The 24526-nt window shown below is 62.7% G+C and carries 23 protein-coding genes; 6 read left to right on the top strand and 17 right to left on the bottom strand.

Annotated features, from left to right (window positions below; all coding sequences use genetic code 11):
* Positions 1-93: 93 nt before the first annotated feature.
* The 4 genes from AB1384_09475 to AB1384_09490 all read left to right on the top strand — a co-directional run bounded on the left by AB1384_09475 (position 94) and on the right by AB1384_09490 (position 5552).
* A complete protein-coding gene (locus AB1384_09475) occupies positions 94-717 on the top strand; it encodes a TetR/AcrR family transcriptional regulator (protein MEW6554502.1) in 624 nt (207 codons plus the stop codon).
* Between the two features lie 78 nt (positions 718-795).
* Positions 796-2601: a CocE/NonD family hydrolase gene (locus AB1384_09480; GenBank protein ID MEW6554503.1), complete on the top strand. Its 1806-nt coding sequence runs from the start codon at positions 796-798 to the stop codon at positions 2599-2601.
* A gap of 128 nt (positions 2602-2729) precedes the next feature.
* Positions 2730-3923 carry an AAA family ATPase gene (locus AB1384_09485; GenBank protein MEW6554504.1) on the top strand — a complete coding sequence of 398 codons (1194 nt, stop codon included), beginning with the start codon at positions 2730-2732 and terminating at the stop codon, positions 3921-3923.
* Positions 3924-3950: 27 nt separating this feature from the next.
* On the top strand, positions 3951-5552 hold the full coding sequence (locus AB1384_09490) for a VWA domain-containing protein (protein ID MEW6554505.1): 1602 nt from the start codon (positions 3951-3953) through the stop codon (positions 5550-5552).
* Position 5553: 1 nt separating this feature from the next.
* On the opposite strand, the gene AB1384_09495 is transcribed toward AB1384_09490, so the two are convergent.
* The 15 genes from AB1384_09495 to AB1384_09565 form a co-directional block, all read right to left on the bottom strand.
* On the bottom strand, positions 5554-6345 hold the full coding sequence (locus AB1384_09495; protein MEW6554506.1) for a GIDE domain-containing protein: 792 nt from the start codon (positions 6343-6345) through the stop codon (positions 5554-5556).
* A gap of 105 nt (positions 6346-6450) precedes the next feature.
* Positions 6451-8103, bottom strand: coding sequence for a long-chain fatty acid--CoA ligase (locus AB1384_09500; protein ID MEW6554507.1), 1653 nt, complete (start codon positions 8101-8103; stop codon positions 6451-6453).
* A 202-nt stretch (positions 8104-8305) separates the two neighbouring features.
* On the bottom strand, positions 8306-9523 hold the full coding sequence (locus AB1384_09505) for a 3-hydroxyacyl-CoA dehydrogenase (GenBank protein MEW6554508.1): 1218 nt from the start codon (positions 9521-9523) through the stop codon (positions 8306-8308).
* Positions 9524-9724: 201 nt separating this feature from the next.
* Positions 9725-10366, bottom strand: a complete 642-nt coding sequence (locus AB1384_09510) for a Zn-ribbon domain-containing OB-fold protein (GenBank protein MEW6554509.1) — start codon at positions 10364-10366, stop codon at positions 9725-9727.
* A gap of 20 nt (positions 10367-10386) precedes the next feature.
* Positions 10387-11541 carry a thiolase family protein gene (locus tag AB1384_09515; GenBank protein ID MEW6554510.1) on the bottom strand — a complete coding sequence of 385 codons (1155 nt, stop codon included), beginning with the start codon at positions 11539-11541 and terminating at the stop codon, positions 10387-10389.
* A gap of 14 nt (positions 11542-11555) precedes the next feature.
* A complete protein-coding gene (locus AB1384_09520) occupies positions 11556-12698 on the bottom strand; it encodes a thiolase family protein (GenBank protein ID MEW6554511.1) in 1143 nt (380 codons plus the stop codon).
* 18 nt (positions 12699-12716) lie between these two features.
* Positions 12717-13181 carry a Zn-ribbon domain-containing OB-fold protein gene (locus tag AB1384_09525; GenBank protein ID MEW6554512.1) on the bottom strand — a complete coding sequence of 155 codons (465 nt, stop codon included), beginning with the start codon at positions 13179-13181 and terminating at the stop codon, positions 12717-12719.
* A 484-nt stretch (positions 13182-13665) separates the two neighbouring features.
* On the bottom strand, positions 13666-15534 hold the full coding sequence (locus tag AB1384_09530; protein ID MEW6554513.1) for an aldehyde ferredoxin oxidoreductase family protein: 1869 nt from the start codon (positions 15532-15534) through the stop codon (positions 13666-13668).
* 125 nt (positions 15535-15659) lie between these two features.
* The gene (locus AB1384_09535) at positions 15660-16076 is read right to left on the bottom strand and encodes an SCP2 sterol-binding domain-containing protein (protein MEW6554514.1); all 417 of its coding nucleotides are present in this window, start codon (positions 16074-16076) and stop codon (positions 15660-15662) included.
* A gap of 49 nt (positions 16077-16125) precedes the next feature.
* On the bottom strand, positions 16126-17289 hold the full coding sequence (locus AB1384_09540; GenBank protein ID MEW6554515.1) for an iron-containing alcohol dehydrogenase: 1164 nt from the start codon (positions 17287-17289) through the stop codon (positions 16126-16128).
* 151 nt (positions 17290-17440) lie between these two features.
* Positions 17441-18004: an SCP2 sterol-binding domain-containing protein gene (locus AB1384_09545; protein ID MEW6554516.1), complete on the bottom strand. Its 564-nt coding sequence runs from the start codon at positions 18002-18004 to the stop codon at positions 17441-17443.
* A gap of 249 nt (positions 18005-18253) precedes the next feature.
* Complete coding sequence (locus tag AB1384_09550) at positions 18254-18526, bottom strand: hypothetical protein (protein ID MEW6554517.1); 273 nt, start codon at positions 18524-18526, stop codon at positions 18254-18256.
* 2 nt (positions 18527-18528) lie between these two features.
* Positions 18529-19344 (bottom strand): hypothetical protein, encoded by an 816-nt coding sequence (locus tag AB1384_09555; protein MEW6554518.1) that lies wholly within the window; start codon positions 19342-19344, stop codon positions 18529-18531.
* 233 nt (positions 19345-19577) lie between these two features.
* Positions 19578-20174: a TetR/AcrR family transcriptional regulator gene (locus tag AB1384_09560; GenBank protein MEW6554519.1), complete on the bottom strand. Its 597-nt coding sequence runs from the start codon at positions 20172-20174 to the stop codon at positions 19578-19580.
* The gene (locus AB1384_09565) at positions 20138-20506 is read right to left on the bottom strand and encodes a hypothetical protein (protein MEW6554520.1); all 369 of its coding nucleotides are present in this window, start codon (positions 20504-20506) and stop codon (positions 20138-20140) included. The genes AB1384_09560 and AB1384_09565 overlap by 37 nt, the downstream gene beginning before the upstream one ends.
* A 249-nt stretch (positions 20507-20755) precedes the next feature.
* Between AB1384_09565 and AB1384_09570 the strand changes: the two genes are divergently transcribed.
* Positions 20756-21748, top strand: a complete 993-nt coding sequence (locus AB1384_09570) for a (Fe-S)-binding protein (protein ID MEW6554521.1) — start codon at positions 20756-20758, stop codon at positions 21746-21748.
* A gap of 153 nt (positions 21749-21901) precedes the next feature.
* Here AB1384_09570 and AB1384_09575 read toward each other — a convergent pair whose 3' ends face one another.
* Positions 21902-22543: a cobalamin-dependent protein gene (locus AB1384_09575; GenBank protein ID MEW6554522.1), complete on the bottom strand. Its 642-nt coding sequence runs from the start codon at positions 22541-22543 to the stop codon at positions 21902-21904.
* 12 nt (positions 22544-22555) lie between these two features.
* Positions 22556-23704 (bottom strand): uroporphyrinogen decarboxylase family protein, encoded by a 1149-nt coding sequence (locus AB1384_09580; GenBank protein ID MEW6554523.1) that lies wholly within the window; start codon positions 23702-23704, stop codon positions 22556-22558.
* Positions 23705-23862: 158 nt separating this feature from the next.
* On the opposite strand from AB1384_09580, the gene AB1384_09585 reads away from it, so the two are divergent.
* Positions 23863-24501 (top strand): DUF1847 domain-containing protein, encoded by a 639-nt coding sequence (locus AB1384_09585; GenBank protein MEW6554524.1) that lies wholly within the window; start codon positions 23863-23865, stop codon positions 24499-24501.
* Positions 24502-24526 lie beyond the last annotated feature (25 nt).

Here is a 24526-nt window from a genome sequence, read left to right on the forward strand (position 1 = left end):
CCCGGCCGCGGCTTGCCTTTACAACCCTCACATAATGTAATACTGTTATAAAAAATAACAGTGTTATTTTATCTTCCGAGTGGGGAGGCCCTAATGCAGGACATCATCGCCAGGCGCAAAGAAACCGAACGCCAGCGCCGTATCGATACCATCCTCGATGCGGCTAGGAAGCTCTTCCTCGCCAGGGGATACCTAGGCACATCGATCCGGGATATCGCCCGCGAATCACAGCTCTCCACCGGCGCCTTCTACTTCTATTTCACCGACAAGGACGAGATCTACGGCATGGTCTGCGAGGAGGCCGGGCAAGCAATAGTCGATCGCTTGAGAAATGTCCAGGGGGATGGCGTGGATGCCGTCGAAAGACTCCGCCGCATGGCATGGTCCTACGTTGACTTCTACCGTGATCACCCCGAGCAGTTCGAATTGTTCGCCCTCAGGGGCATGCCCTTTGCCAGCCTGGGACTATCGGAGAAGGTCTCCGCGAGGCTTGCCGCCGTCGACCACGAGATCTATCAGCTCGTGGAAGGGGCCGTCGCCGAGGGCATGCAGCACGGCCTGATCAGGGCCGGGGATTCCACCCAGATCGCAACCGAACTCGCGGCGGGTTTCCTGGGGCTGCTCTTCTTCCACAGGAGAGGGCATTTCCGGTTCGACCTGCGCGAGTTCCTGGAGGACTACATGGGGATCGTTATCAGGGGCATCGCCCCCGATTGAAAGGCTTTCCGCTCGGCCGGCTTCTCGGCAACGATCACACCCGGGACCGTTTCGTACCGCGAGGAATGGAGGTAGAAGATGGGCTTCTTGAGAGTGCGCAGGTTCCCGCCCCGGCCGACCGACTACAGGCCGAGGTCGGCGCCCCAGTATCCCTATAACGAGGAGCCAGATCTGTCACGGTTGTCGCAGCCCGAATACGGCATCAAGGTGGAGAGGGACATCTACGTACCGGTATCCGACGGAGAGAAGATGGCCATGGACATCTACCGTCCAGACGCCGAGGGCAGGTTCCCCGCGCTGCTAGCTATATCCTCCTATACCAAGGAGATGCAGGGGACGGACTCCCCCAGCGGGGGGAACGAGGCCGGGGACACGGAGTTTTTCGTCAAGCGGGGATACGTGCATGTCGTGGCCGATGCCAGGGGGACAGGCCACTCGGGCGGCAGGATGCGGTTGCTCGATAAAAGGGAGGTCCAGGACGGCGTGGAGCTCATAGAATGGATATCCGGGCAGCCATGGTGCAACGGCAACGTGGGCATGATCGGCATGTCCTACTACGCCATGATCCAGCTGCTCATCGCCAAGAGGAACCCCCCGCAGCTCAAGTGCGTATTCGCCTATGACCCCATTTATGACCTGTACCGTGACACCATCTACCACGGGGGGAAATTCAGCACTTTCCCCTTTCTCTATGCCTTCCTGCTCGTCTCCGGGCAGTTCATTTTCATGCGGGGAGAGCGTGGCAAGGGAAAGACCGTGATCTGGAATGACCTTGCGAGGTTGCTCTACGATACCGTCGTCCAGCGCCACAAGTTCGACGACGAGTGGATGCACGAGCGCTCGGGATACTGGTCCGACAGCGATATAGGGGTGCCGATGTACGTCGGCTCGGGTTGGGAGTACGCCGTGGGCCTGCACCTGCGGGGCATCTTCGATGCTTTCCAGCAGGCGAAAGGCCCCAGGCGCATGCTGGTGAGCCTGCCCCAGGTCCCCTTCCGCCCCTACTCCTCGTGGAGGATAGAGTCGCTCAGGTGGTACGACCACTGGCTCAAGGGCTTGGACACCGGAGTGGAGGAGGACCCGCCGGTGAACATATGGATCATGGGCAGGAACGAGTGGCGCTCCGAGCAGGAGTGGCCCCTGGAGAGGACCGAATACACCGACCTCTACCTGAGGCCGAAGGGGAAGAAGAGGAAGACAGGCCTCCTGTCGCAACAGGCACCCGGATCGGAGGACCGTGCCCTTTCCTACATATCCTCGCCCATAAACTTCGCGCACATGGGGATCCCGCAGCTGGTCTACCGCACCCGCGTGCTCAGGCAGGAAGTGGAGCTTACCGGCCATATAACCCTCCGTCTCTTCGCCTCCTGCTCCACCAGGGATACCTCGTTCTTCGTGAGGTTCTGCGACGAGGACGAGGACGGCACTTTCAGGGTGCTGTCGCGGGGGTGGCTCAAGGCGTCCCATCGCGAGATAGACGAGGAGCGCTCTCTACCTTACCGCCCCTTCCACCCACACCTGAAGGAGGAGCCGCTGGAACCCGGAAGGGTCTACGATTTCCTCATAGAGATATGGCCGGTATCCAACGTCTTCTACCCCGGCCACCGCATACGCGTCGAGATATCGAGCGCGGATTCGCAGTATCATGATTTTCCCTACTCGCATTTTCCCTCGCCGTACGTGGGGAGGGTGAGGATCCACAGTTCGCCGCGGTATCCCTCGCGCATCACCCTTCCCGTAGTCGATTCAAAGCTCGTCCTGGATAATGAGGGCGCGAACTTGAAGTTCGAGGAGGAGTTCGGCAGCATGTACGCCACCAGGGGCAAGGACAGGGTCTTCAGCGATGCGGACGAGTTCCTGGTAAAGGGGTGGAAGGCAGGATAGGGGGCTCAACCCGTCCTCGCGTGGGACAGCGGTGCGGCAACCAGGCGGTGCTGGGTTATAATCTGGTAACTGGGAGGGGACCCGGTGATCCTGGCCTGGAAACCGGTGCGAGGAGAACGGAGAGCTTCATGCTAAGCAGCGCCCTGGACAAGCTATCAGCCCTGCGCGAGGAACTGAGGGGGGTTTTCCTGGAGCGCCCCGAGGTGATCGACGGGGTCCTCTATGCCATCATCTCAGGCAAGCACGTGCTGCTGCTGGGCCCGCCCGGCACCGCCAAGTCCATGCTGGCCGACCGCGTCTGCCGCCACATCGAGGGGGCCGGCTATTTCCAGTGGCTGCTCACCCGGTTCACGACACCGGAGGAGATCTTCGGCCCCATCAGCCTGCGCGGCCTGGAAAACGACCGCTACGAACGCGTCTACAGCGGCCGCCTGCCTGACGCGCACATCGCCTTCCTTGACGAGATCTTCAAGGCCAACTCGGCCATCCTCAACGCCCTGCTCTCCATCATCAACGAGCGGGTCTTCTTCAACGGCGACGAGGCGGTGGAAGTGCCCCTGGTCTCGCTCATCGGCGCCTCCAACGACCTGCCGGAGGAGGAGGAGCTGGCCGCCCTCTACGACCGATTCCTGCTCCGCTACATCGTGGACTACATAGAAGGCGAGGAGGACTTCAAGCGGATGCTCCGGCTTGGAGAAACCGTGCCCGCCCAGCGCGTGACCCTGGACGAACTGAACGACCTGCGCGAGGGGGCCGCCCGGGTGGAGGTGCCGGACTACGTCCTCGACCTCCTCTACCGCCTGCGGGCCGCCCTGCGCCGGGAGGGCATCTTCGCCTCCGACCGCCGCTACCGCGAGTCGCTGGATATCGTGCGTGCCGCCGCTCTGCTGGCCGGCCGCCGCGAGGTCGAGGACGAGGACCTCTTCGTCCTCCGCCATGTCCTCTGGCAGGACCCCGAGCAGATCGGCGCCGTGGCCGAGATGGTCTTCGATTCCATCAACCCCCTTGAGCGGCAGGCGGAGATGCTGCTGGAGCAGGCCGAGGACATCGCCCGCCTGGCCATGGGCGACTTTGCCGACGAGGAGGAGAGCTCCCGCGCCGGCCTGGAGGCCCACTCCAAGCTTAAGAAGGTCAACGAGTCGCTCTACCGCCTCATCGTCCGTTCCCAGGAGGAGTCCCGCCCCACCGCCCGGCTCACCGAGATCCGCACCAGCATCGAGAGGGTGCACAACCGCGTCCTCGACCACTGCCTGGGGTTGGAGCGCGGCCTCGACCCGGAACTGGGCAGGCAGGGCACGCAGCGCGGCGAGGGTCCGCCCTAAGGCGAGGCGAGGACCGAGGTACAGCGCATGGCTTACGCTCCCAGCCCCTTCCTCCTCAGGTCACACCGCAGCGAGATGGCCGAGGACCCCGGACGCCATGCCGTGGTCAGCGACTTCTTCGACCGCACCGCCTATGCCAGCATCCTGTCCGGATCACCCTACATAGAGGAAGGGATACGCGCGGGCAGCGAGACGTTCCGCCCCTTCCCGCAGTTGCTGCAGGACCTCTTCACCCTCTTCTTCCGCGACAGCATCACCCTGCGGGAATACCACGATATCGAAGGTCCCTTCCGCTTCAACTCGGCCCTCATCGGCGACTTCGTAAGCAGCCGGCCCTACCTGGGAATGCACGGGGCCACCATCCTGAACGAGCACCTCTCCATGCTCGCGGCCGTGATCACTGCCGAGGAGATCCTGAGCCACATGAGCGAGCCCGAGATCAGGGAGAAAGAGGGCATGGCCCGGGCGGAGGAGATGCTGCGGGAGACGGAACTGAACATCGAGCTCATCGAGGACCTCGTGCTGCAGGCCGGGGACCCCGGGGAGAGGGAGCGCCTGGAGAGCCTCAAGCGGAGCATGGAGGACGAAGCCGACCGGCTCCATCAGGAACTGTGGGACCTCCCGGGCATGCAAAGCCCTCGCGAAGCGGGCAGTGGAGATGGCGGAGACGCCCGGGGCGAGCACGAGCGGGAAGGCCCCGCCACCAGGGCTGACGAGGCCATGAACCGGGCCTTCGAGGAGGCTGCCCGCAAGTTCGCACGCAGCAGTTCCGAGATGGTGCGCTGGGGAGAAGAGCCCGGCGCGCCGGCCCGGCTGGATGCCGCCCAGCGCCTGGACCTGGCCCTGAAGATAAAGGGCTCCGAACGCCTGCGCCGCCTGCTCAAGATGGTTGGGCGCTTCCGCATGGCCGCCATAAGCGCCCATAATGAACGCATGCGCCACGGGGTGGACGAGATCTACGAGATCGAGTGCGGCGACGACCTCTCCCACCTCATCCCGGCCGAGCTGTCCATGCTAGCTAACCCCCTACTCAAGAGGGACTTCTTCCGCCGCTACCACGAACAGCGCCTCCTCTGCTACCATCTCCGCCACAACGACCCCGGCGAGCGCGGCCCCATGGTGGTGCTGGTGGACGTGAGCTACTCCATGCACGGTGAGAAGGAACTATGGGCCAAGGCCGTGGCCCTGGCCCTGCGGGAGCTGGCCTGGCGCAAGAAACGCCACTGCGCGGTCATCGAGTTCGGGGCGCACGACGACCCCCTGCTGGTCCTGCGCTTCCCCCCCGGCGTGGAGCGGGTGGAAGACGTGGTGCGCATGGCCGAGTTCTTCCTGGGCGGAGGCACCGACTTCGTCAAACCCATGGAGGCGGCGCTGGGGGTCCTCCGGACCAGGGACTACCGCGAGGCCGACGTGGTCATGATCACCGACGGCGACTCGCCCCTGGAGCGTTCCTGGGTGGAAGGCCTCAAGCGCGAGAAGAAGCGCCTGGGGTTCAACCACTACACCGTCATCACCGACGTGGGGCACTCCACCACCCGCTACGTGAACATGTTCTCCGACGAGATCATCCGCGTCTCCGACCTCACCGTGGAGGGCGCGAACAGCGCTTTCTCTTCCTTGCCCTTCTGACCTATTTCGCCATGAAGGCGACGGCGTAGACCATGCCGACGATACCGGCGATGGCCAGGATGGCCGCGAAAGTGTACTGCAGGGCCGAGTTGCGCCGGTATTTCCTGGATAGCTCCTCCTCCATCCTGTAGCTTACGATGAAGGGGCCGTCACCCCTGCCGAGGGATGCGAACTCGCCCGAGAGCTTGACGGTGCCATGGACGAACACCGGCTGGCCGACGCGGATCATCGCCTCGGTTATGCGATAGCCCTGGACGCTCTCGTAATCGTCGTCCATGGCGTCGAGTACGCTGTCCAGGATCCCACCCACGACGCCGCTCTCTTCCATATATTCGCGTCCGGTACCGGGGCCGTCCACGGTCCTCGTCTCGGCGACGATGTCGGCCCCGTCGGGGAAGACCATGCATTCGCCGCTGGAGTCACACACCCTGAAGGGGACCTGCTCCTCGCGGGACTCCACCGTCTTCCAGGATTCCTCCGCGTGCCAGTTGCCCTGGTCATCGCGCTCCCGCTTCTGCACGCGGTGCTCCAGCTTGTAGGAGTAATAGACGCAGGGCACCTTGCCGGTGGGGGAGAGCAGGGGCTCGTCGGCCGCTACCGCCCCCACCAGTTCCAACTGTCTGCCCGGCGCGTTGCGGGCTATATTGACGGCCTCGGATGCGCTGACGGTCTGAGTCGACGCCATGACGCCGAGTTTCTTGCGTCCCCGGTAACCCAGGAAGGCCAGGACAAGGCCCACGATCACCGCCGCGGCGCCGATACCGAAGACCGCCCATTGGGAGTTTTCCACCATAACCACCTCCTTACCGCAGAATATCGGCAAGTGCGACCAGGTCCAAAACACGTAGGGGGCGCGCCGTCGGCGCGCCCCCGGTTAGGCCGTTAGGCGTGGTGCCTGCTACTCGCCCTTTTCGCCCTTCTGCTTGGCGATCTCCTCCTCGCGCAGGGTGCGGCGCAGGATCTTGCCCACCATGGTCTTGGGCAGCTCGGCGCGGAACTCCACCATGCGCGGCGCCTTGTAGGCGGCCAGGCGCTCCCGGCAGTAGGCGATGATCTCGTCCTCGGTGCACTCCACGCCCTCCTTGAGCACGATGTAGACCTTGACCGTCTCGCCGCGGTACTCGTCGGGGATGCCCACGGTCACCGCTTCCTGCACCTTGGGGTGCTCGTAGAGGACCTCGTCCACCTCGCGCGGGTAGATGTTGAAGCCGCCGGCGATGATCATGTCCTTCTTGCGGTCCACGATGTAGAAGTAACCGTCCTCGTCCATGGTGCCGATGTCACCGGTGTAGAGCCAGCCGCCCTTGAGCGTGGCTGCCGTCTCCTCCGGCTTCTCCCAGTAGCCCTTCATGACCTGGGGCCCCCGGATAATGAGTTCGCCGGGCTCGTTCACGCCCATCTCCTTCTCTCCCGTCTCCGCGTCCACGATCTTGGCCTCGGTGTCCGGGAAGGGCACCCCGATGGAGCCCACCTTGCGCATGCCCATGATGGGGTTGGAGTGGGTCACCGGCGAGGCTTCCGAGAGCCCGTAGCCCTCGCAGAAGATGCCGCCGGATATGCTGCTGAACTGCTTGATCACCTCTATGGGTATGGGGGCCGAGCCGGAGTTGCACAGCCTCAGTTTGTCCACCCCGTAATCAAGCGCCTCGGGATGGCTGAGGATGGCCACGTAGAGGGTGGGGACACCGGGGAAGAAGTTTGGCTTATACTTCTGGATGGCCTGCAAGAGCATGTTTATCTCGAACTGTGGTATGAGGACCATGGTGGCGGCGTTGAAGATGGCGTTGTTCATGCCCACCGTCTGGCCGTAGGAGTGGAAGAAGGGGATGACGTCGAGATAGACGTCCTTTCCCGGCTCCGAGAACTCCTTGGCCCACAGGGCGCACTGCATGGCGTTGGCCAGCAGGTTGCGGTGGGTGAGCATGACCCCCTTGGGCAGGCCGGTGGTGCCGCCGGTGTACTGAAGGGCGGCCAGGTCCACCTCGGGGTCTATCTCCACGTCCGGCACCTCCGGGGTCGAGCCGGCTATGACCTCGCGGAACCAGAAGGTGTCCTCGGCCTTGGCCGCCGAGGGGTCCACCGGCGTCTCCATGTAGTCGGTGATGCTGGTGACGATGAGGCGCTTGAGGGGAGTGGAACCCTTGACGTTCTGGATGCGCTCATCGAAGAGGTCCAGGTAGATTAGGGTCTCCGCGCCGGAGTCGTTGAACTCGTAATCCAGCTCCCGCTCCACGTGCAGGGGGCTGACGTTGACCACGGTGGCGCCCGCCTCAAGCACGCCGTAGTAGGAGACGATGAACTGGGGGCAGTTGGGCAGCATGAGGGCCACGCGGTCGCCTTTCCTCACCCCCATGCCCTTGAGGGCGGTGGCCATGCGGCGCACGTTGTCGCGCAGCTCGCCGTAGGTCAGCTTACGGTCGAAGAAGATGGTGGCGACGTTCTCGTCGTACTTGACGCACGTCAGCTCCAGCAGTTGATACAGGGGTATCCTCGGATAGCGGATGGACTCGGGCACGAAAAAATCGTAATTCTGCAGCCAGATCTTCTCCATGATCCCCTCCTAGCTACTAACGGACATCTTGATGCCTTGCGATTGGCGGCGGTCCCATGGCGGGCCGTAACCGCAGCGAAGCACATACGCCTTACACATATCCATGGTACTGGTGCCTCACCCTGGACCGACTAGTCTATTATAACTGCAACTAAACCGGGCTCAAATGGATGCAAGGCCGGCGGTTATGGGCTGCGGGTTTTCAAGTCGCGGTGTAATCGTAGAACCCGCGGCCGCTCTTGCGCCCCAGCATGCCCGCCGCCACCATGCGGCGCAGCAGGGGAGGGGGGAAGAACTTCGCGTCCCCGGTCTGTTCGTAGAAGCCCATGGCCGCCTTGAAGACCTCGTCCAGGCCGAGCCCGTCGGCTATCTCCAGGAACCCCTGGGGGAGGTTGAAGCCCAGGCGGTTGGCCTTGTCTGTATCGTCCACCGTGGACACCCCCGCTTCCAGCAGCCGTATCGCCTCCAGCATGTTGGGCATGATGAAGCGCTGCAACAGGCCCGCGAGGCGCCTCTCGCGTTCCTCCTCGCTCGCATCGTTGATGGAAAGGTAACTCTCGCGCTTTCCGCTGGAGTAGTCGTAGAACCCCCTGCCGGCCTTGCGGCCGATGAGGCCCGCCGCCACCATGCGGCGCATGAGCGGGGGGGGAAAGAACTTGGGGTCCCCGGTGTCTGAGTAGATGGCCATGGCGGCGTTCATCCCCACGTCCAGGCCCGCGTTGTCCAGGATCTGCAGTGGCCCTACCCCGAAGTCGTATCCGCCGGTAGCGCGGTCGATCTCCTCGGGGGTGGCCAACCCCTCGTCGATCATGCGCACGGCCTCGATGCTCGAGGGTATGCTGGCGCGGTTGGCCACGAAGCCGGCGTGGTCCTTGAGCACCAGCACCGTCTCCTTGCCCAGGCTGCGCGCCCAGGCGTCCGCCGTGGACATGGTCTCGTCCGAGGTGAGCAGCCCCTTGATCACCTCGACCAGCTTCAGCAGTGGAACCGGGCCGAAGAAATGGATGCCCACCACCTTGTCCGGACGGGCGGTGGCGGCAGCGATAGAGGAGATGGGGATAGCCGAGGTGTTGGTGGCGAGGATGACACGGGGCGGGCAGATGCTGTCAAGCCTGGCGAAGACGTCTTTCTTCAGCTCCGGCTTCTCGGGCACCGCCTCCACCACGATATCGGCATCGCGCGCCTCCTCCAGGTCGCAGGTGGTGGTGATGCTGGCAAGTGCCGAGTCGTGCTCATCTCGGCCTATCTTCTCTTTGGCAAGGAACTTTCCCAGGGAGCTTTCGATGGCATCCATCCCTGACCGCAGGCATCCCTCGCTGACGTCGCACATGGTCACCCTGTAGCCCGCCTGGGCGGAGACCTGGGCGATGCCGTTTCCCATGTACCCCGCCCCCAGCACGAAGACGTTCCTTATCTCCATACCCCCTCCTTTATCGTCTATGGGGTCAAGTCTTGTTTTTTGGATACCGCGGTATCTTAGCGATTATCATACATATGCTCGCCTATATGCAGCAAGAATGTGTAGCTTACCATATTATGGAATCCAAAAAACTAGACCTGACCCCATTAAGGAAGGGGGCCGAGTCACCTCAGCCCCCTCAGCTCGCTCGTCAGTCCGGGCTTACTTTTTGGCGGCCTTCTTCGCTGCCTTCTTGGCCGGCTTTTTCGCCGCGGCCTTTTTCACAGGCTTCTTGGCCGGTTTCTCAGCAGCCGCCTTCTTTGCGGGTTTCTTGGCCGCTGCCTTCTTCGCCGGCTTAGCCTCCCTGACCACTTCGAAGTACTTCACGTCGTGGATGCTTCCGGTGCGCTCCTCGTTCCATACCGCGCGCATGCGCATCCCCACATCGAGGTCCTTTTCGTCGAACTCGTTGCAGAAATGCATCATGCGGGTGTCGGCCCCGTCCAGGGTCACCCAGATGGAGGTGAAGGGCACCTGCTTCCAACCGCCGTTGTTGGGGTCGATGTAGGGGAAGCGGACGATGGTGAAGCCCTCGAGCGTGCCCTCATCGGCGAGTTCTACCCACTCGTTCATCTCCACGTAGCACTTGCCGCAATTGACGCGTGGGGGGTTGTAGACGGTTCCGCACTGCGGGCACTTGATGCCCATGAAGCGCTTATTGTCCCGCAGCTCGGCCAGGTACTTACTCCAGTAATACCCCAGGTGCCAGTGGAAGTTGTATTCCAGGTGGCCGGATTCCTGGGTCAGGAGCTCGTAGCCCTCGGGGGTGTGCGTCCTCTTCCTCTTGTCCTCGTATATTCCCATGAATGTCACCTCCTCCAGCCTCAGGGCAGGTCCGCGCCTAGGATCATCAGGTCCGTCCAGCTGCAGCCTCCGAACCCGGTGCACAGGGCCTTCTTCACATTGGGTACCTGGCGGGCGCCCGCCTTTCCCATGATCTGCCAGGCCGCTTCGCCCACGCGGATGAGGGCGGTGGCGCCGATGGGGTTGGTGGAGATCACTCCGCCGGAAGGGTTGATGGGCAGCTGGCCGTCCATGTCGAAGGTGCCCTTGCGGATGAGCTTCGGCGCACCGCCGTGCTCGCAGAACCACAGGGAGTCCATCCACTTCACCCCGCATGTGGAGCAGGGGATATACAGCTCGGCCACGTCGAACTCCTTCAGGGGGTTAGTGATGCCCGCCAGCTTGTAGGCCGCCGCGGAGGCCCGCTCCAGGGTGGGCATGAACTTCCACTCCAGGTCCCCGAAGTGGGTGTAGTCGTGGCGCACTACCGAGCAGTGCACCCATGCCGGTTTGGGGCAGAGCTTCTTTGCCTTCTCCTCGGTGGCGAAGATGACCGCGCATGACCCGTCGGAACGCGGGCACATGTCGAGGAACTTCACCGGGTAGGAGAGCATGGGGGAGTTGAGCACGTCCTCAACGGTCACCGCCTGCCGCGAGTGGGCGTAGGGGTTGTTGAGGGCGTTGTTGCGGTCACGGGCGGCCACCATGGCCGAATCGCTCTCGGTGGCCCCGTAGGCCTTCATATACATGGAATACTCGGTGGCCAGTGGCCCGATGGCCCCGGCGAAGGGGTCTCTCTCCAGGGTGGGGTTGGCACAGGTGGCGATGGCCGCCTGCGTATCCGATTCCGAGTTCTTCTCCCAGCCTACGGCCAGGACCACGTCGAAGAGGCCGCTGGCTACGTGGTAGTATCCGCAGGCGCCCACGGTGGTGCCGGTGGTGCCGCCGGTGGTCACCTTGAAGACCGGCTTCATGCACGACCCCAGGCCGTCGGTAGCCCACATGTCCACGTAGTTGATGTTCTCGAAGTGGTCCATGTTGCCGATGACGATGGCGTCGATGTCGCCCATGGTCAACTGCGCGTCGTCCAGGGCCCGGGTAACGGCCTCGGCGATGAGCTCAACGCCCGAGACGTCCAAACGCTTGGCGGCGTGGTGGGTCTGGCCGACTCCGATAATACCTACTCGTTTACCCATTTCACGTCACCTCCTTATTTCCCCAGGATCCAGACACAGTGGGACTGTCCGCACATGCCGTTGATGCCGTGGACCAGGGCTGTCTCGGCGTTTCTCACCTGGTGTTTTCCAGCCTTTCCCCGCAGCTGCAGGGTCGCTTCGGCCATGGCGTAAAGGCCCGCTGACTGCACGGGATTGGCCGAGAGGCGGCCTCCCGAGGCGTTCACCGGGAGCTTGCCTCCGTAGTCGAAGTAACCGCGCTCCAGGTACTCGCAGCCCTTGCCGTCGTCGCAGATGCCCAGCCCCTCCAGCCACAGCGGCTCCATGTAGGAGAAGGCGTCGTAGACCTCGGCGAAGTCGATCTCCTTGCGGGGGTCGTCGATGCCGGCCATGGCGTAGGCCCGCTTGGCGGCCCGCTTGAGAGCGCGGGTGTCCGCAAGGTCACGGTCTCCGAGGCGGAAGGCGTCGGCGCAGTGGCCCACGCCCTTCAACCATACCCGCTTCTTGTTGGTGGTCATCTTCTTGGCGAACCGCTCCGCCGCCAGTACCAGGGTGCAGGCACCGTCGGTGACGGGGGAGCAGTCGAGCAGTTTCAGGGGATCGGCGATCTTGCGCGAGTTCATCACGTCGTCCACGGTGATCTCCATGGGCAGGAGGGACAGGGGATTGCGCATGGCGTTGCCGTGGTTCTTCACCGAAACCAGCGCGAACTGCTCCTCCGAAAGGCCGTACTTGTTCATGTACCTGCGCGCCTGCAGGGCCGCGGACGAGACGGCGTCAATCCCTAGCCTCCTCTCCACCAGCGGGTCGAAGGCGCAATTGGTGATGCCGTTCATGCTGCTCTCCGTGCCCTTGTGGTGGGCGCAGACAACGGTGACGCCGAAGCTGCCGGAGAGGATGCGCATCATGCCGTAGAGGGCGGCGAATGTGCCGTCCCCCTCGACGGTGGTGATGTCCTTCCCGAACGCGTTGGAAGCGTCCGAGATGGCCATGCTGGAGATGGTGCGGCCGTCCCAGAAGTCGCTGGAAGCGGAGACGACGTTGTCCACGTCATCCTTGGATATCCCCGCGTCCGCGATGGCCTTGCTGGTGGCCTCGAAGACCATCTCCGCGAAGGTGAGGGGGCTGTTACGGTCGTACTTGGTGAATCCAACGCCGATTATCGCTACTTTTTCCATGTACCTCACCCCGCTTCCCTACTTCATGGGGCGGAAGTGCTTGATATCGAGGATATTGCCCTCGCGCTTAGCCTCGAATACCGCTTCCACTCGCATGCCTACTCTTACTTGCTCGGGGTCCACGCCGCCGATTATGTGGACCAGGCCGGTGTCCGCTCCGTCCATCTTTATCACGGCGTAGACGAAGGGCGCCTTGCGGGGATGGAGCACGGGCTCCTCGTAGCGTACCACCGTGTAGGTCTCCACCGTGCCGGTACCCGGCAGGGCGATCCAGTCGTGGAGATCCTCGTAGCAGTCGATGCACTTGATCTTGGGGGGGACGAAGACCTTACCGCAGCTGGGGCAGCGGTTGCCCCAGATCTTGCCGTTGTCCCGCAGTTCGCAGTAGAACCGGCTCAAAGTGCTCCCCACCGTCCAGGAATAGGGAACGCTTATCTTGCCCTCGTGGACGATAACATCTACATTGTCCTTCCAGCTTGGCAACTACCTCACCTCCCTTATTAAACCGTGCTGCCATTGAAGTACGTGAAAGCCGTTCTCATCCACCACCTCCTCGCGAGGGTCGAGAAGCCCTATGGGACTTTAATTCACCGCGCGACAACGCGCGCTGGGATCTTAACTGGACAATCTTCGAATACTCTTGGAACACCGACACCGCTTGTATTAAGCAAGCGTTAATATTCTATAACTTTTGGCGAGGCTAGTCACCATCGAATGCATGTTCTTCCTGCGTCGACCCTGGAAGCTCGTATTTGCCTTGCCGTTTGGAGATTCACAGACCTGGCGTAAGCCTTACGTAATGGCGACTGGGGCCAGTATAATGCTGGCCCGCACCCTACGGGGAAAAGACGGAGCAGGGCGGGTGGACCAGCGGATTACAGAGCGTGGTGCCTGCTTACGTAATGCCGGCTGGGGCCAGTATAAGTGCCGGCCCCAGTGCTGCGCGTCGTTGGCATCGGTATGTCGGTTAGAGGTTCATGCGGTCGGCCACGTCGCCCAGGCCGTACCTTTCCAGCGTCTCCCGGGTAGGTATGCCGTCCGAGGTCATGCCGCGGTATTCGTAGAACTCGCGCAGCATGGTGTCCATGTCCGGCACCGAGCCGGCGATGCCGCCGTCGTCCACCGGGGTCATGATCCGCTGGCCGATGCGGTCGTCCGCCCCCGTAGCGCCCCAGATATGGCCCAGGCAGCGCTGCAGGAACCATACCCGCGCCCCCGCCTCCATCATCTTCTCATAGTCCCAGTCATAACCCGCCACGGCGCTGAACAGCTCCGCCCACTGTGTCACCGTGAAGGTGGTCCCGGGGAACTTGCACCAGCAGGCGCTGTTGAAGATGCAGCCGAGGTCCGCGGTTAGGGCCGCCGCCTCCGCTTTGAACTCGGCGGACTGGTTCTGGTAGTTCTTGTCCAGCCCTAGCTCCGGGTACTCTATGGCGCCCCACTCCAACAGGAAGGTCATATTGGATACATGGCAGGCGCCGCGGATGGACACGGCATAGGCCAGGCCGTCTCCCCAGTTGCAGCGGGGGTCGTGCATGGCTGCCTCAAGCCCCTTGGAGTCGGTAAGATAGGCGTCGGCCCCGTTCCCGACCTCCTCGGCGGCGGCGCGCGAGCCCTTGGCCAGCAGCTGTGCCAGCTTGCCCTCCTTGGCGACGATGCTGGGCAGCAGTTCTATGACCGTATCGATGTCTCCCCACTCCAGCTTGATGCCATCGTAGTCCTCGGGCTTGAGGATGCCGTGCTCGAAGCAGTCCATGGCCCAGGCGATGGTCGCGCCGCAGGTGATAGTGTCCATGCCGGCGCGGTTGCAGAAGTCATTGGCCTTGCACACCGATGCCAGATTGTCGTTTAAGAGCATGGTCCCGAAGGAAGCCTGGGTCTCGTACTCCGGTCCAGGTCCCTTGGGAATGGCGTAGGGCCCTTCTTTCACCTCCACCACCGGTTTGCAGCGCACCGCGCAGCCACGGCAGCTGGCATGGTCGACGATGAAGCTGTCGGCCAGGGCGATGCCGGAGAGCTTCTCCGCGCCCTCCTCCCACAGACCCTGCCCCCAGTTGCGGGTGGGGACATCGCCCTCGAACATCTTTGCCTCCATATTGGCCCCGGTGCCGAAGGCCGAGAGGGCGCCGCAGAAGATGTTGTCCTTCACCTCGTCGCGGTGGGCCTCCTGCATGGCTTTGACCTTCTCGGGGTCCGCGTATTCCGGCTTCTTGTTGCCCTCCGCCACGATGGCTTTGAGGTTCTTCGAGCCCATCACCGTGCCCATGCCGGCGCGGCCGAAGATGTGGCCGTAATCGTTGACGATGGCCCCGTAGGGGACCAGGTTCTCCGACGCCGGGCCGATGGCCAGCACCTTGCCGCCCTTGCCGTAACGCTCCTTGAGGATATCGGTGGTCTCGTAGGTGTCCATGCCCCAGAGGTCGTCGGCGGGAAGCAGGTCGGCCGAGTCGTTACCCAGGAGCAGGAATACCGGCGCATCGGCCTTCCCCTTAAAGATCACCGCGTCGTAGCCGCACCTCTTCAGCTCGGGGCCGAAGTTGCCACCGCAGGAGGCCTGTCCCCAGACGCCGGTCAGGGGAGAGCGCGCTCCTACCGAGAGACGGCTCGAGCCCGAGAAGCCGATACCGGTGAGGGGACCGGTGGCGAAGATGAGCAGGTTGTCTGGGTCCAGGGGTCCCGCATCGAGGTCGCCGCGGTCGAAGAGGAGCTTGGCCGCCAGGCCCGTCCCGCCGATGAAATCGCGGCACATCGCCTCGTCCAGTTCGAATTCCTGCGTGGTCCCGGAGGTCAGGTCGACCTCCAGTGCCTTGCCCATGTTGCCGAGAGCCATTCTCATCACCCCACTTAAGCATGCGGCGCTTGGAGGGCGAGGGCGCTCGCGGGACCGCGGGCGCTCTCCGCCGCCTTACGCCATGTTTCCTCCCACATTGCTTTCGCCGCCGGCGCGGCCGCTTCCTATCGTCAGTTCAAGGACATGATCTTGCTGAGCAGGGTCAGCGCGATCAGGTGGGTGAACATGCCCTTGATCTTGAGCTCCCGTTTCAGCAGTTTCTTCACCACGCCCATGCCGGTCTCGTCGAAATACCAGGGCATCCCGAACTTGATCTGGAGATTGGCCATATCGAGCAGGGAAGCGGCGTCGGTGACGATGGAGAGGTCGGGTTTGCCTTCCTTGCCACCGTAGACCGTCAGGCTGCCCTTGTCGAAGACCATGGTCATCTCGGTCTCGGCATCCTCCGCCAGGATATGGACCCTGGACTTGAGCCTGTTGAAGTCCTTGAGCTTCTCCGGCTTCTCCAGGTTGGCCTTGATCATCTCCGCGATCATGCCCGCCATGGCCACCTCTTCCGCTCCAGGCGCCAGTTTCACATCCACCATGCGCATACCCTCCTTAACGCTTTACGCGGTTCCACCCTGGAGTGACGGCCTAGAAGGCCTTCTTGTATACCCCCAGGACCTCTTCGGCTTCGAACACCATCTTGGGATTGTAGACCACCGAGCCGTCGCACAAGGCCATCTCCGAGGCCTCGCCCAGGCCTTCCTCCAGCACGCCCACCTCGCGCAGGGATTGCGGCAGCCCCAGCTTTTTGGTGAACTCGAATATCGCGTCCACCGCCGCCCCACCCGCCTCCTCGTCGCTCATGCCCTTCTCTTTGACGCCCATTGCCTCTGCCACGAGCGCGTAGCGGTCCGCGGCCTCGTCCATGTTGTACATCATCACGTGGGGCAGGAGGATGGAGTTGCCAATGCCGTGGGGCACCTTGTAGAGAGCGCCGACGCAATGGGCCATGGCGTGCACCAACCCCACCTGGGCGTTGGAGAAAGCGATGCCGGCCATGGTGGCGGCTATCTGCTGCTGTCCTCTGGCCACCAGGTCGTCGCCTCTTTCCACGCAGATGGGCAGGTTTTCCATGATCAGCCGGATGGCGCCAAAGGCCAGGGTGTCCGAGATGGGCTCCGACTGCAGGGCGTGGATGGCCTCGATGGCGTGGGTGAGGGCGTCCATGCCGGTCATGGCGGTCACCATGGGGGGCATGCTCGCGGTCATCACCGGATCGAGGATGCCGGTGTTGGGCATGAGGTAGTCGTCGCCGTAGAGCAGTTTCTGGTTCTTCTCCCAGTCCTTGATGACGAAGGCGTAGGTGACCTCGCTGCCCGTTCCCGCCGTGGTAGGGATGACGATATGCGGGGTGATGGGATGGGTGAGCATCTGGAATCCCTGGTAGTCCTGGAGGTTGCCGCCCTCGGAGACGATGATGGCCATGCCCTTGGCGGTGTCGATGACGCTGCCGCCGCCCACGCTAACCAGGCAGTCGGCCCCCTTCTCCCGCGCGAGCTCCGCCGCCTTGTTCACGATATGGTACCCCGAGTCCTGGGGGACATCATCGAATGTCCCGACATACCTGCTCCCCAGGGCTTTCTCCACCTTTTCCGCCAGGCCCGCCTCGACCAGGCCCTTGTCGGTGACGATGAAGGCCCGGGAGCACTTGAGCTGGTCGACCTCCGCTCCCAGGTCGTTGACGCTGTTGATGCCGAAGACGAGCCTGGTGTAGTTCTTGTAGATGAACGAGAGGTCCTTGTCGTAGGCCATGAAAACCACCTCCGGTTGTACCCTGGGGTCTCTCCCCGGGATATTGCGATGTGTCCTCACCGACAGCGCAAAGCCGCCAGTGTCCTGCCTTGCCAACGAGTTCCCGGGCGAAATGCCCGGGAACTCGAGATAACGTTGCCTCTAGCCTCGATTAGATCCCGAACTCGTCCTCTGCCCTCTTCAGCAGCGCGCGCAGGTCCTCGATCCCAGCGGCGTCCAGCTCGTCGGGGAACCTGCAGTCGGTAGAGGCGGAGAGGTCCACCAGGCGGGCGGAGGCCTTCACCGCGCGCACGATGGTGGGCAGGTCTCCCTTGAGCTTGAGCTTGCCCTGCATCATCCCCTTGATGGTATCCAGCTCCTTGGCCATGACCGCGCGCCAGCGCTCGTATTCGCCGGTGATCACGTAGTCCGCGGACTCGCCGACCTCCGCGGGCACGATCTTCACGAAGCGGCAGTCGCCGTGCCACAGGTCCATGAACATGTAGAGGTCCTTATCCAATCCGATCTCCGGCTTGGCCAGGATCTTGATGACCACCGAGCCCTCCCAGTCCTTGGCGGCCTCCTTGTATTCCGCGTCGTTCTGGATAAGCTCCTCGTACTGGGCCACCCATTCCGGTGTTCCCATCACGTAGGGTTTGGACTGGCTCTCAGTCCTCTCCTTGACCAGCGCGTCGTAAGCCTGGTTCCACTCGTCGGTCCCATAGGTCAATGCCATGCGTAATCCCTCCTCTTAATAACCGATTCGCCCTGACGCTGCTTGGGTGTCGAGAATATTGCCGGCACGTACAATATATAAACTCATTACATGAATATGCAAATGGAAATCGCAAAGACCTGGAAACCTTGTGCGATACAAAACCGTGATACCCCCGACCGTCCTCGACAAACAGTTATTACCCGTGTTCGAATCCCCAGGACACCACGGCCGGACCGGCCTACTCGCCTCCGTTTACACCCGCCCGCCCTACCATACCTTGGCCGCTGGAGACAGCTCTTTTCCGGTGCCGCGCGAGGTGATGCTGATCGCGTTCTGTCCGCATACCGGCAGGCATTCCCCGCAACCGTCGCAGAAACCAGCGAAGCGGGGCACGATGCGGTAGCGGGGGTCGGCGCCGTGCCTGGAGCGGTTTTTCTCGCGGGGCACGGCGAGAAACACTCCCCGGGGGCACGTTTCCTGACAGAGCCTCCCACACGCTTCGGCGTCGCACTCGCCCACCCTGACCCGGTATTCCGCCATGCTCACCACCTCCCCGCCGCCGCGGGTACGCCCTCGCGCGACACCAGTGACAGCGCTCCCCGCGGGCAGTCGGAGCGGCAGAGCCCGCAGCCGAAACAGTCCGCGGCGTGTACGTGTATTCTGCCCGCTTCGGGGTCGTAGTGAAGGGCATGGAAACTGCAGCGGGTCAGGCATACGGGGTTCTCGCAGAAACGGCACAGCTCGTCGTCCACCGCGCACAGCTCGTGCCCCTTGAAGATGGCCGCCTCGATGTTGTTGGCCCAACGCTGCTTGAGCGAGGTGCAGTACCGCGCATCGCAGTTGCATATGCAGATAGGGAAGGGGACCTTGGCGTAGAGAACCTGGTGGAAATGGCCGCGCTCGTCACTGCGCAGCACGGTCTCCCGGGCCTCGTCAAGGGTCAGCTCCTCCATGGGCCCGTCGGGCAGGAAGCGCCTCTGCAGTCCCTTGATGGGCCCGAAGTTAAGGCACACCATGTCGTCGCGGTTGCCCACCAGCTTACGGCACTCACAGGGGAGGAGCACGAAGTCCCGGGCGTACTCCAGGAGTCGCAGGGAGTCCTCGAGGGAGACCACCTGGCCGCCGTGCTCGTTGGGGGCCACGCGGTTGATCGCCGCCTTCACCGCCTTGCCGATGACCGGGAGGTTCGCGAGCTGGGTCATGCGTGAGGTGAAATCGATATAATACTCGATGCCCCATCCCGCCACTTTCTCCAGGGTCTTTACGCGCTGGGGGTCTTTCATCATCTCGTCGGAGAAGTTGTCGGGGTTCAGATACCAGCGGTTGCCCTGGCCGTGTTTACTGCAGAATTCGCACATGAAAACGCCTCCAAACACTGAAGATGTATGCCGAGGGCTTTTAAATTATAACACACCCACCTGGGCTCATATGCGCCGAAAGCAGGTGTCCCGGAGAAGGGATGAAGCGAAAGATCGGCTGTTCCGGGGGAAGCGACATCAAGACCTGATGCCAGGTCCGCGGGGTCGCCCGATGCTTACCGGGCGGGGCGAACGGCGGTGGTCTGATACGGGGCTGTGTCCCGGCCGCTCGCTTACTCCGCCCTATCGTGACCATAGAGAGCCAGGATGATCACCTTGAGCGAATCGAACACCGCGTCGATGTCGATTTCCTTGTCGAAGAGGGACTGCAGGGCCAGGCCGTCGAATGTGGCCCTGAGGATCCTGCCGATGTGCTCGACCGGCACCGGTAACCTGGTCTTATCGCTTATCGCCGCGCGAAGGTGTTTGTCCATAGTGGCGCTCAGCCTCTCCATGATCAACTGCATCTCGCGGGCAGAACCCTCGTCGGCCAGGCCCTTCGCGACCAGACCGAATAACCGGCGATGGAAGTCATCGTCTTTGAGGAAGGCTTCCCTGACCGCGTCGAGGGTCCGTTCTATCCTCATGAGCTCATCATGTGTGCTCGCGAAAGCGGCGTCGAAGCGCTCGATCTGTTCGTCGACCGCAGAACGGATCACCGCATTGACGAGGTCTTCCTTGGCCTTGAAATAATAATAGATCGTGCCTTGGGTTACGGAGGCCTGCTCGGCGACTGCCTTGATGGTCAAGGCCTCGGGTCCCCGGTGCTGCAAGACGGTCTTGGCCGCTTCGACTATTTGATCCCGACTGATGTTCCTGACCCTTGCCAATCCGGCCTTCCTTCCTGCCGGTGCTCGTCCTGGCGTCGGGGTGAACTGCGCCCGGCGAGCAACCGGGGCAGTTTCTTGATGTAAGGGATATGCAGCAGCAGATGGGTTGTTATCAGCGCCAGCAGGACGGCACAGGTGGCGATATGCAGGTGTATCCAGAGATGTAGCAGTCCTCCGGGACGGCTCGCCTGAGCCGCCGGTTCCGCTATGTCCCCAGTTCCATAACTCCCGGAACGTGCTGTGCCGAGGAGGATACCGCTCACCGAGGCGATCAGCAGGATTGCGAACATAACGATGTTGACCACCGCGTTTAGTCGTGTCTTCCCGCGCATCGCCGCCTCCGCTCCTCTGTGAGCGTATGTGCCACCAGCCTCATGTCAGTTAGTTATATAACTAACAGGATTTTGTTGTCAACCTCTTCGCAGGCCCGGGTGCCCGCAAGTAGCGATCATCCGCTCGATGACGGTCTCTCGTGCATGCACCCTTCCTGCAATCGCGTTATCACAATTGGTATGATAAGGACTACCTTAAAGGTAAGAAGGCCAACCGCTTGCTGGCCAAGTAAAGCTGAGGAGGGAGCGATGTTCATCGAGGAGAAGTGCGACCTGTGCGGCGACTGCGTGCTGTTGTGCCCCTATGTCGATTACGGCCGCGAACAGTCCATCGCGCAGTTCCGGCGGCTCCTGGAAGGGGAGACCCCGGAGATCGTGGGCCAGTGTGTGACCTGCGTGGCCTGCAACCAGTTCTGTGAAAAAGGGGCCAACCCCTTCGATCTCATCCTCACACGCCAGGAGGAGACGGGGGTCCTCAACATCCCCGAGCAGAACACGGAGGTCTTCCGCAATATGCCCAATGCCCCCAGCCAGGTGATCGCGGGCGACGCCGGCAACCCGGTACTCTCCCTGTGCAGCGTGGGCGATTTCCTGCCCGGCCTCTTCGATGGGCCCCTCTTCGAGGGTTTGACCGTGCTCAAGGGCGGCGATTACTTCTGCAACGTGGGATGGGTACATCTCGGTTACGAGACACCGGTGCGCGAGGGCGCCCAGCGGGTGGCGGACAACCTGGCCGCGACCGGCGCGCCCGAGATCGTCTTCTACCACGATGACTGTTACGCCCTGCTGGCCACCATGGTCAAGGATTACGGCATCGAGGTGCCCTTCCGACCCGTGCACATCATCGAGTACCTCCTGGACTACGTTAAGGAGCATGCCGCCGAGGTGAGACCGCTCGGCCTGCGTGTGGCCTACCAGCAGCCCTGCGCCTCGCGCTACACGCCCTGGAAGGACGAGCAGCTGGACGAGCTCTTCAGCCTCATCGGGGTGGACAGAGTGGAGAGGGAATACGACCGCAGGTTCGCCCTCTGCTGCGGCTCGCCCATGATGCCCAGGGACCGCGACAAGGCCATGCAGATCAAGGAGCGCAACGTCCGCGACGCTGTGGACCACGGCGCCCAGGCCATGGCCTATCTCTGCCCCCTGTGCGTTCTCAACCTGCGCAAGCCGGCCGCCGCGGCGGAGCTGGAGAACTTCCACATCATCGAGCTGGTGAAGAAGGCTTTGGGCTACGAAACCTGATGGATCACCTGCGCTGAGCGCGGGAGGAGGCCGCGATGAAGGTGCTGGCGATAACGGGATAAGCGGAAGGCCTACGAGATGGGGAGGTCGCTGGCCACGGCTATCGCGGAAAACCGGCTAGACTGAGAGGGTCCGGAACGTCGACCTCGTGCTCTATCCCAGCAGGGACTTGATGAGTCCCGGCACCCTGGCGGCGTTCTTCTCGTAACCGTGGGCGCCCATATCTTCGGCCACGGCCGCGGTCAGGGGCGCTCCCCCCACGATGATGACCGGCCTTGCTTCCAGCGCCAGCGCAAGCTCTACCGTGCGGCGCATGTTAGGCAGGGTGGTGGTCATCATGGTCGAAAGGGCGAGGACGCGTGCGCCGTTCTCGTTCAGCGCCGCAAGGAACCTCTCGGGGGCTACATCATGCCCCATGTCGATGACGCGGTGTCCCTCCGCTTCGAGCATTACCGCCACCAGGTTCTTGCCGATCTCGTGCACGTCGCCTTCGACCACGCCCAGCACAACCGTCTCTCCACCCCCTGCATCCTCCGCCGACTTCAGCGAGGGGGTGACGGTCTGGATGCCGGCGTGCATGGCTTCGGAGGCGATGAGCAGCTCGGGTAGGAAGAACTCGTTGCTCTCGTAGAGCTCCCCGGCCTCGTGCATGCCCCGGCAGAGCCCGTCGGTGACGATCTCGCGAGGTTCTATCCCGCCCGCCAGGCCTTTCTCGCAGAGCGACACCGTCTCGTCATCCGCGCCCCGCCTCACCGCCGCGGCTATGGCATCGAGTATCTCGTCCTTGTTGTCCATCTTCCCTCACCCTCATTTGATCGGATACCGGCCGTGCACCGCGGCTGCCCGCGTTATGGCCAGCGCGTTTATCAGGTCGGCATTGGGCGGGTATTCGCATACCGGCGCCAGCACGAAGCCGCCGCCCGGGGCCATGATGCGTATCTGCTCCCGGGCGATCTCCATGATGCGCCGGGGAGACTCCATGAGTATCGCATCAGTGCTTACGAAACCGGCGATAGCGGTCTTGCCGTGGTATTTTCGCTTCAATTCCGCCAGGTCATCGCAATCGTCCGGCACGTCGGCCAGCGACACGATCAACGGCTCCATGTACTCGAGCTGCAGGTCGAGATAGGGGCGGGTACCGCAGTTGTGCAGCGAGACCAGGGCTCCGTTGCGCCTTATCTCGTCGGCGATGCGTTTTACGTAAACTCCCTCCATCTCCACCCACAGCTCGCGGGAGATCCCCGATTGGGACCCGAAGAGAGTATCCAGCATCACCGAATCCACGCCTGTGTCGCACTGAGCTCGGGCATAATCGACGAGCACCTCCGTGATGGTCTCGAGGGCAGCCTTCACCTTCTCCGGGTACTTGAGACAGTCCACGAAGAGCCTCTGGGCCCCCCGCATCATGGCCAGCACCCCCAGGGGCCCGAAGATGAATCCCATGACTGGGTAACGGATACCGGCCTTCTTCGAGAGTATCCTTCCCAGCTCGATACCCATGCCCATGCGCGGGGACTTGCGCGGGTCGAAGACCTCCAGGCGCTCGTAATCGCCAGGCGTGGCGATGCGGGGATTGTCGTAGTTTGGATGCGCCGTGCTATAGGGAGGATACACTATCTCCTGCCCGAAGTCCCCCGCTTCCACCGAGAGGTCGATGACGGTGTAAAGGACATCTCCGCCCAGGATCTCGTTGGCGGCGATGTAGGCGTCCGCCGCCATCTCCGGGTCACGGGAGAGCTGTTCGTAAGATATACCGGTAAGCCTGCGCGCCGCGCCCAGCAGGAAGTGGGTGACCGGGATGCGGTCAGGCTCCCTGAAAAAGGCCGTACACAGCACGCGCTCCAGGGGGAGCAGCTCGCCGACCTTGCCGTGCAGACGGAAAAGACCCGATGCCGCCCGCATCATCTCCAGGGGCGGCCTTACAAGTCTCCCGCCGATGCGCGGGTAAACCGACATACTCTCCTCCCCACCCTCGGTCAGCCCAAAGCCGCGCCGTAATGTTATCACCTGCCCGCATTTATTGGAAGACCGCACCCGGACCCGGAGCATCATTCCCGTCCGGTTGATATGATGTAGGGGTATAGGTTCCGAAGGTCCATCCGAAAGGAGCTTCCATGAAACCGGCTAAGTGCTCGGGCTGTGCGGCGCCGCTTTGCTACCTCAACGTCTTCGACCATGCGCCCGCCTTCTGCCCTTCGACCAGGTATGAGGAAGAGATAAAGGAAGCCAGCCGGGCGGTGATCAATGGAGACCTCGCGGAGATCGCCAGGGTGTCATCGGTCGTGGAAGCTGCCGGTTACTGCAAGAAGACCAGGGTCGAGGAACTCGTCGATTTCGCCCGCAGGCTGGGCATCAGCAGGCTGGGCATTGCCTTCTGCGTGGGACTGCGGAGGGAAGCTGCGACGCTCGCCGAGATCCTCGAGGGCGACGGCTTCGAGGTAGTCTCGGTCTGCTGCAAGCTTGGCGGTATCGCCAAGGAGGAATTCGGCGTCGCGGATGGGGAGAAGATAAACCCCGGCACCTATGAGGGCGCCTGCAACCCCGCCGCCCAGGCAGTGGCCCTGGAGAGAGAGGGCAGCCAACTCAATGTGCTGCTGGGCTTATGCGTGGGCCACGACACCATCTTCTTTGCCACCACCAGGTTGCCCACCACCGTCCTCGCCACCAAGGACCGCGTGACCGGTCACTGCCCGATGCAGCCTCTTTATCTGGCGGATTCCTACTACGGCCGCATCAGGAACACCCAGGCATAGCGGGAAGCGGGCGGTTCAAGCGGGG

The organism is Actinomycetota bacterium, from assembly GCA_040757835.1.
GTDB lineage: Bacteria > Actinomycetota > Geothermincolia > Geothermincolales > RBG-13-55-18 > SURF-21.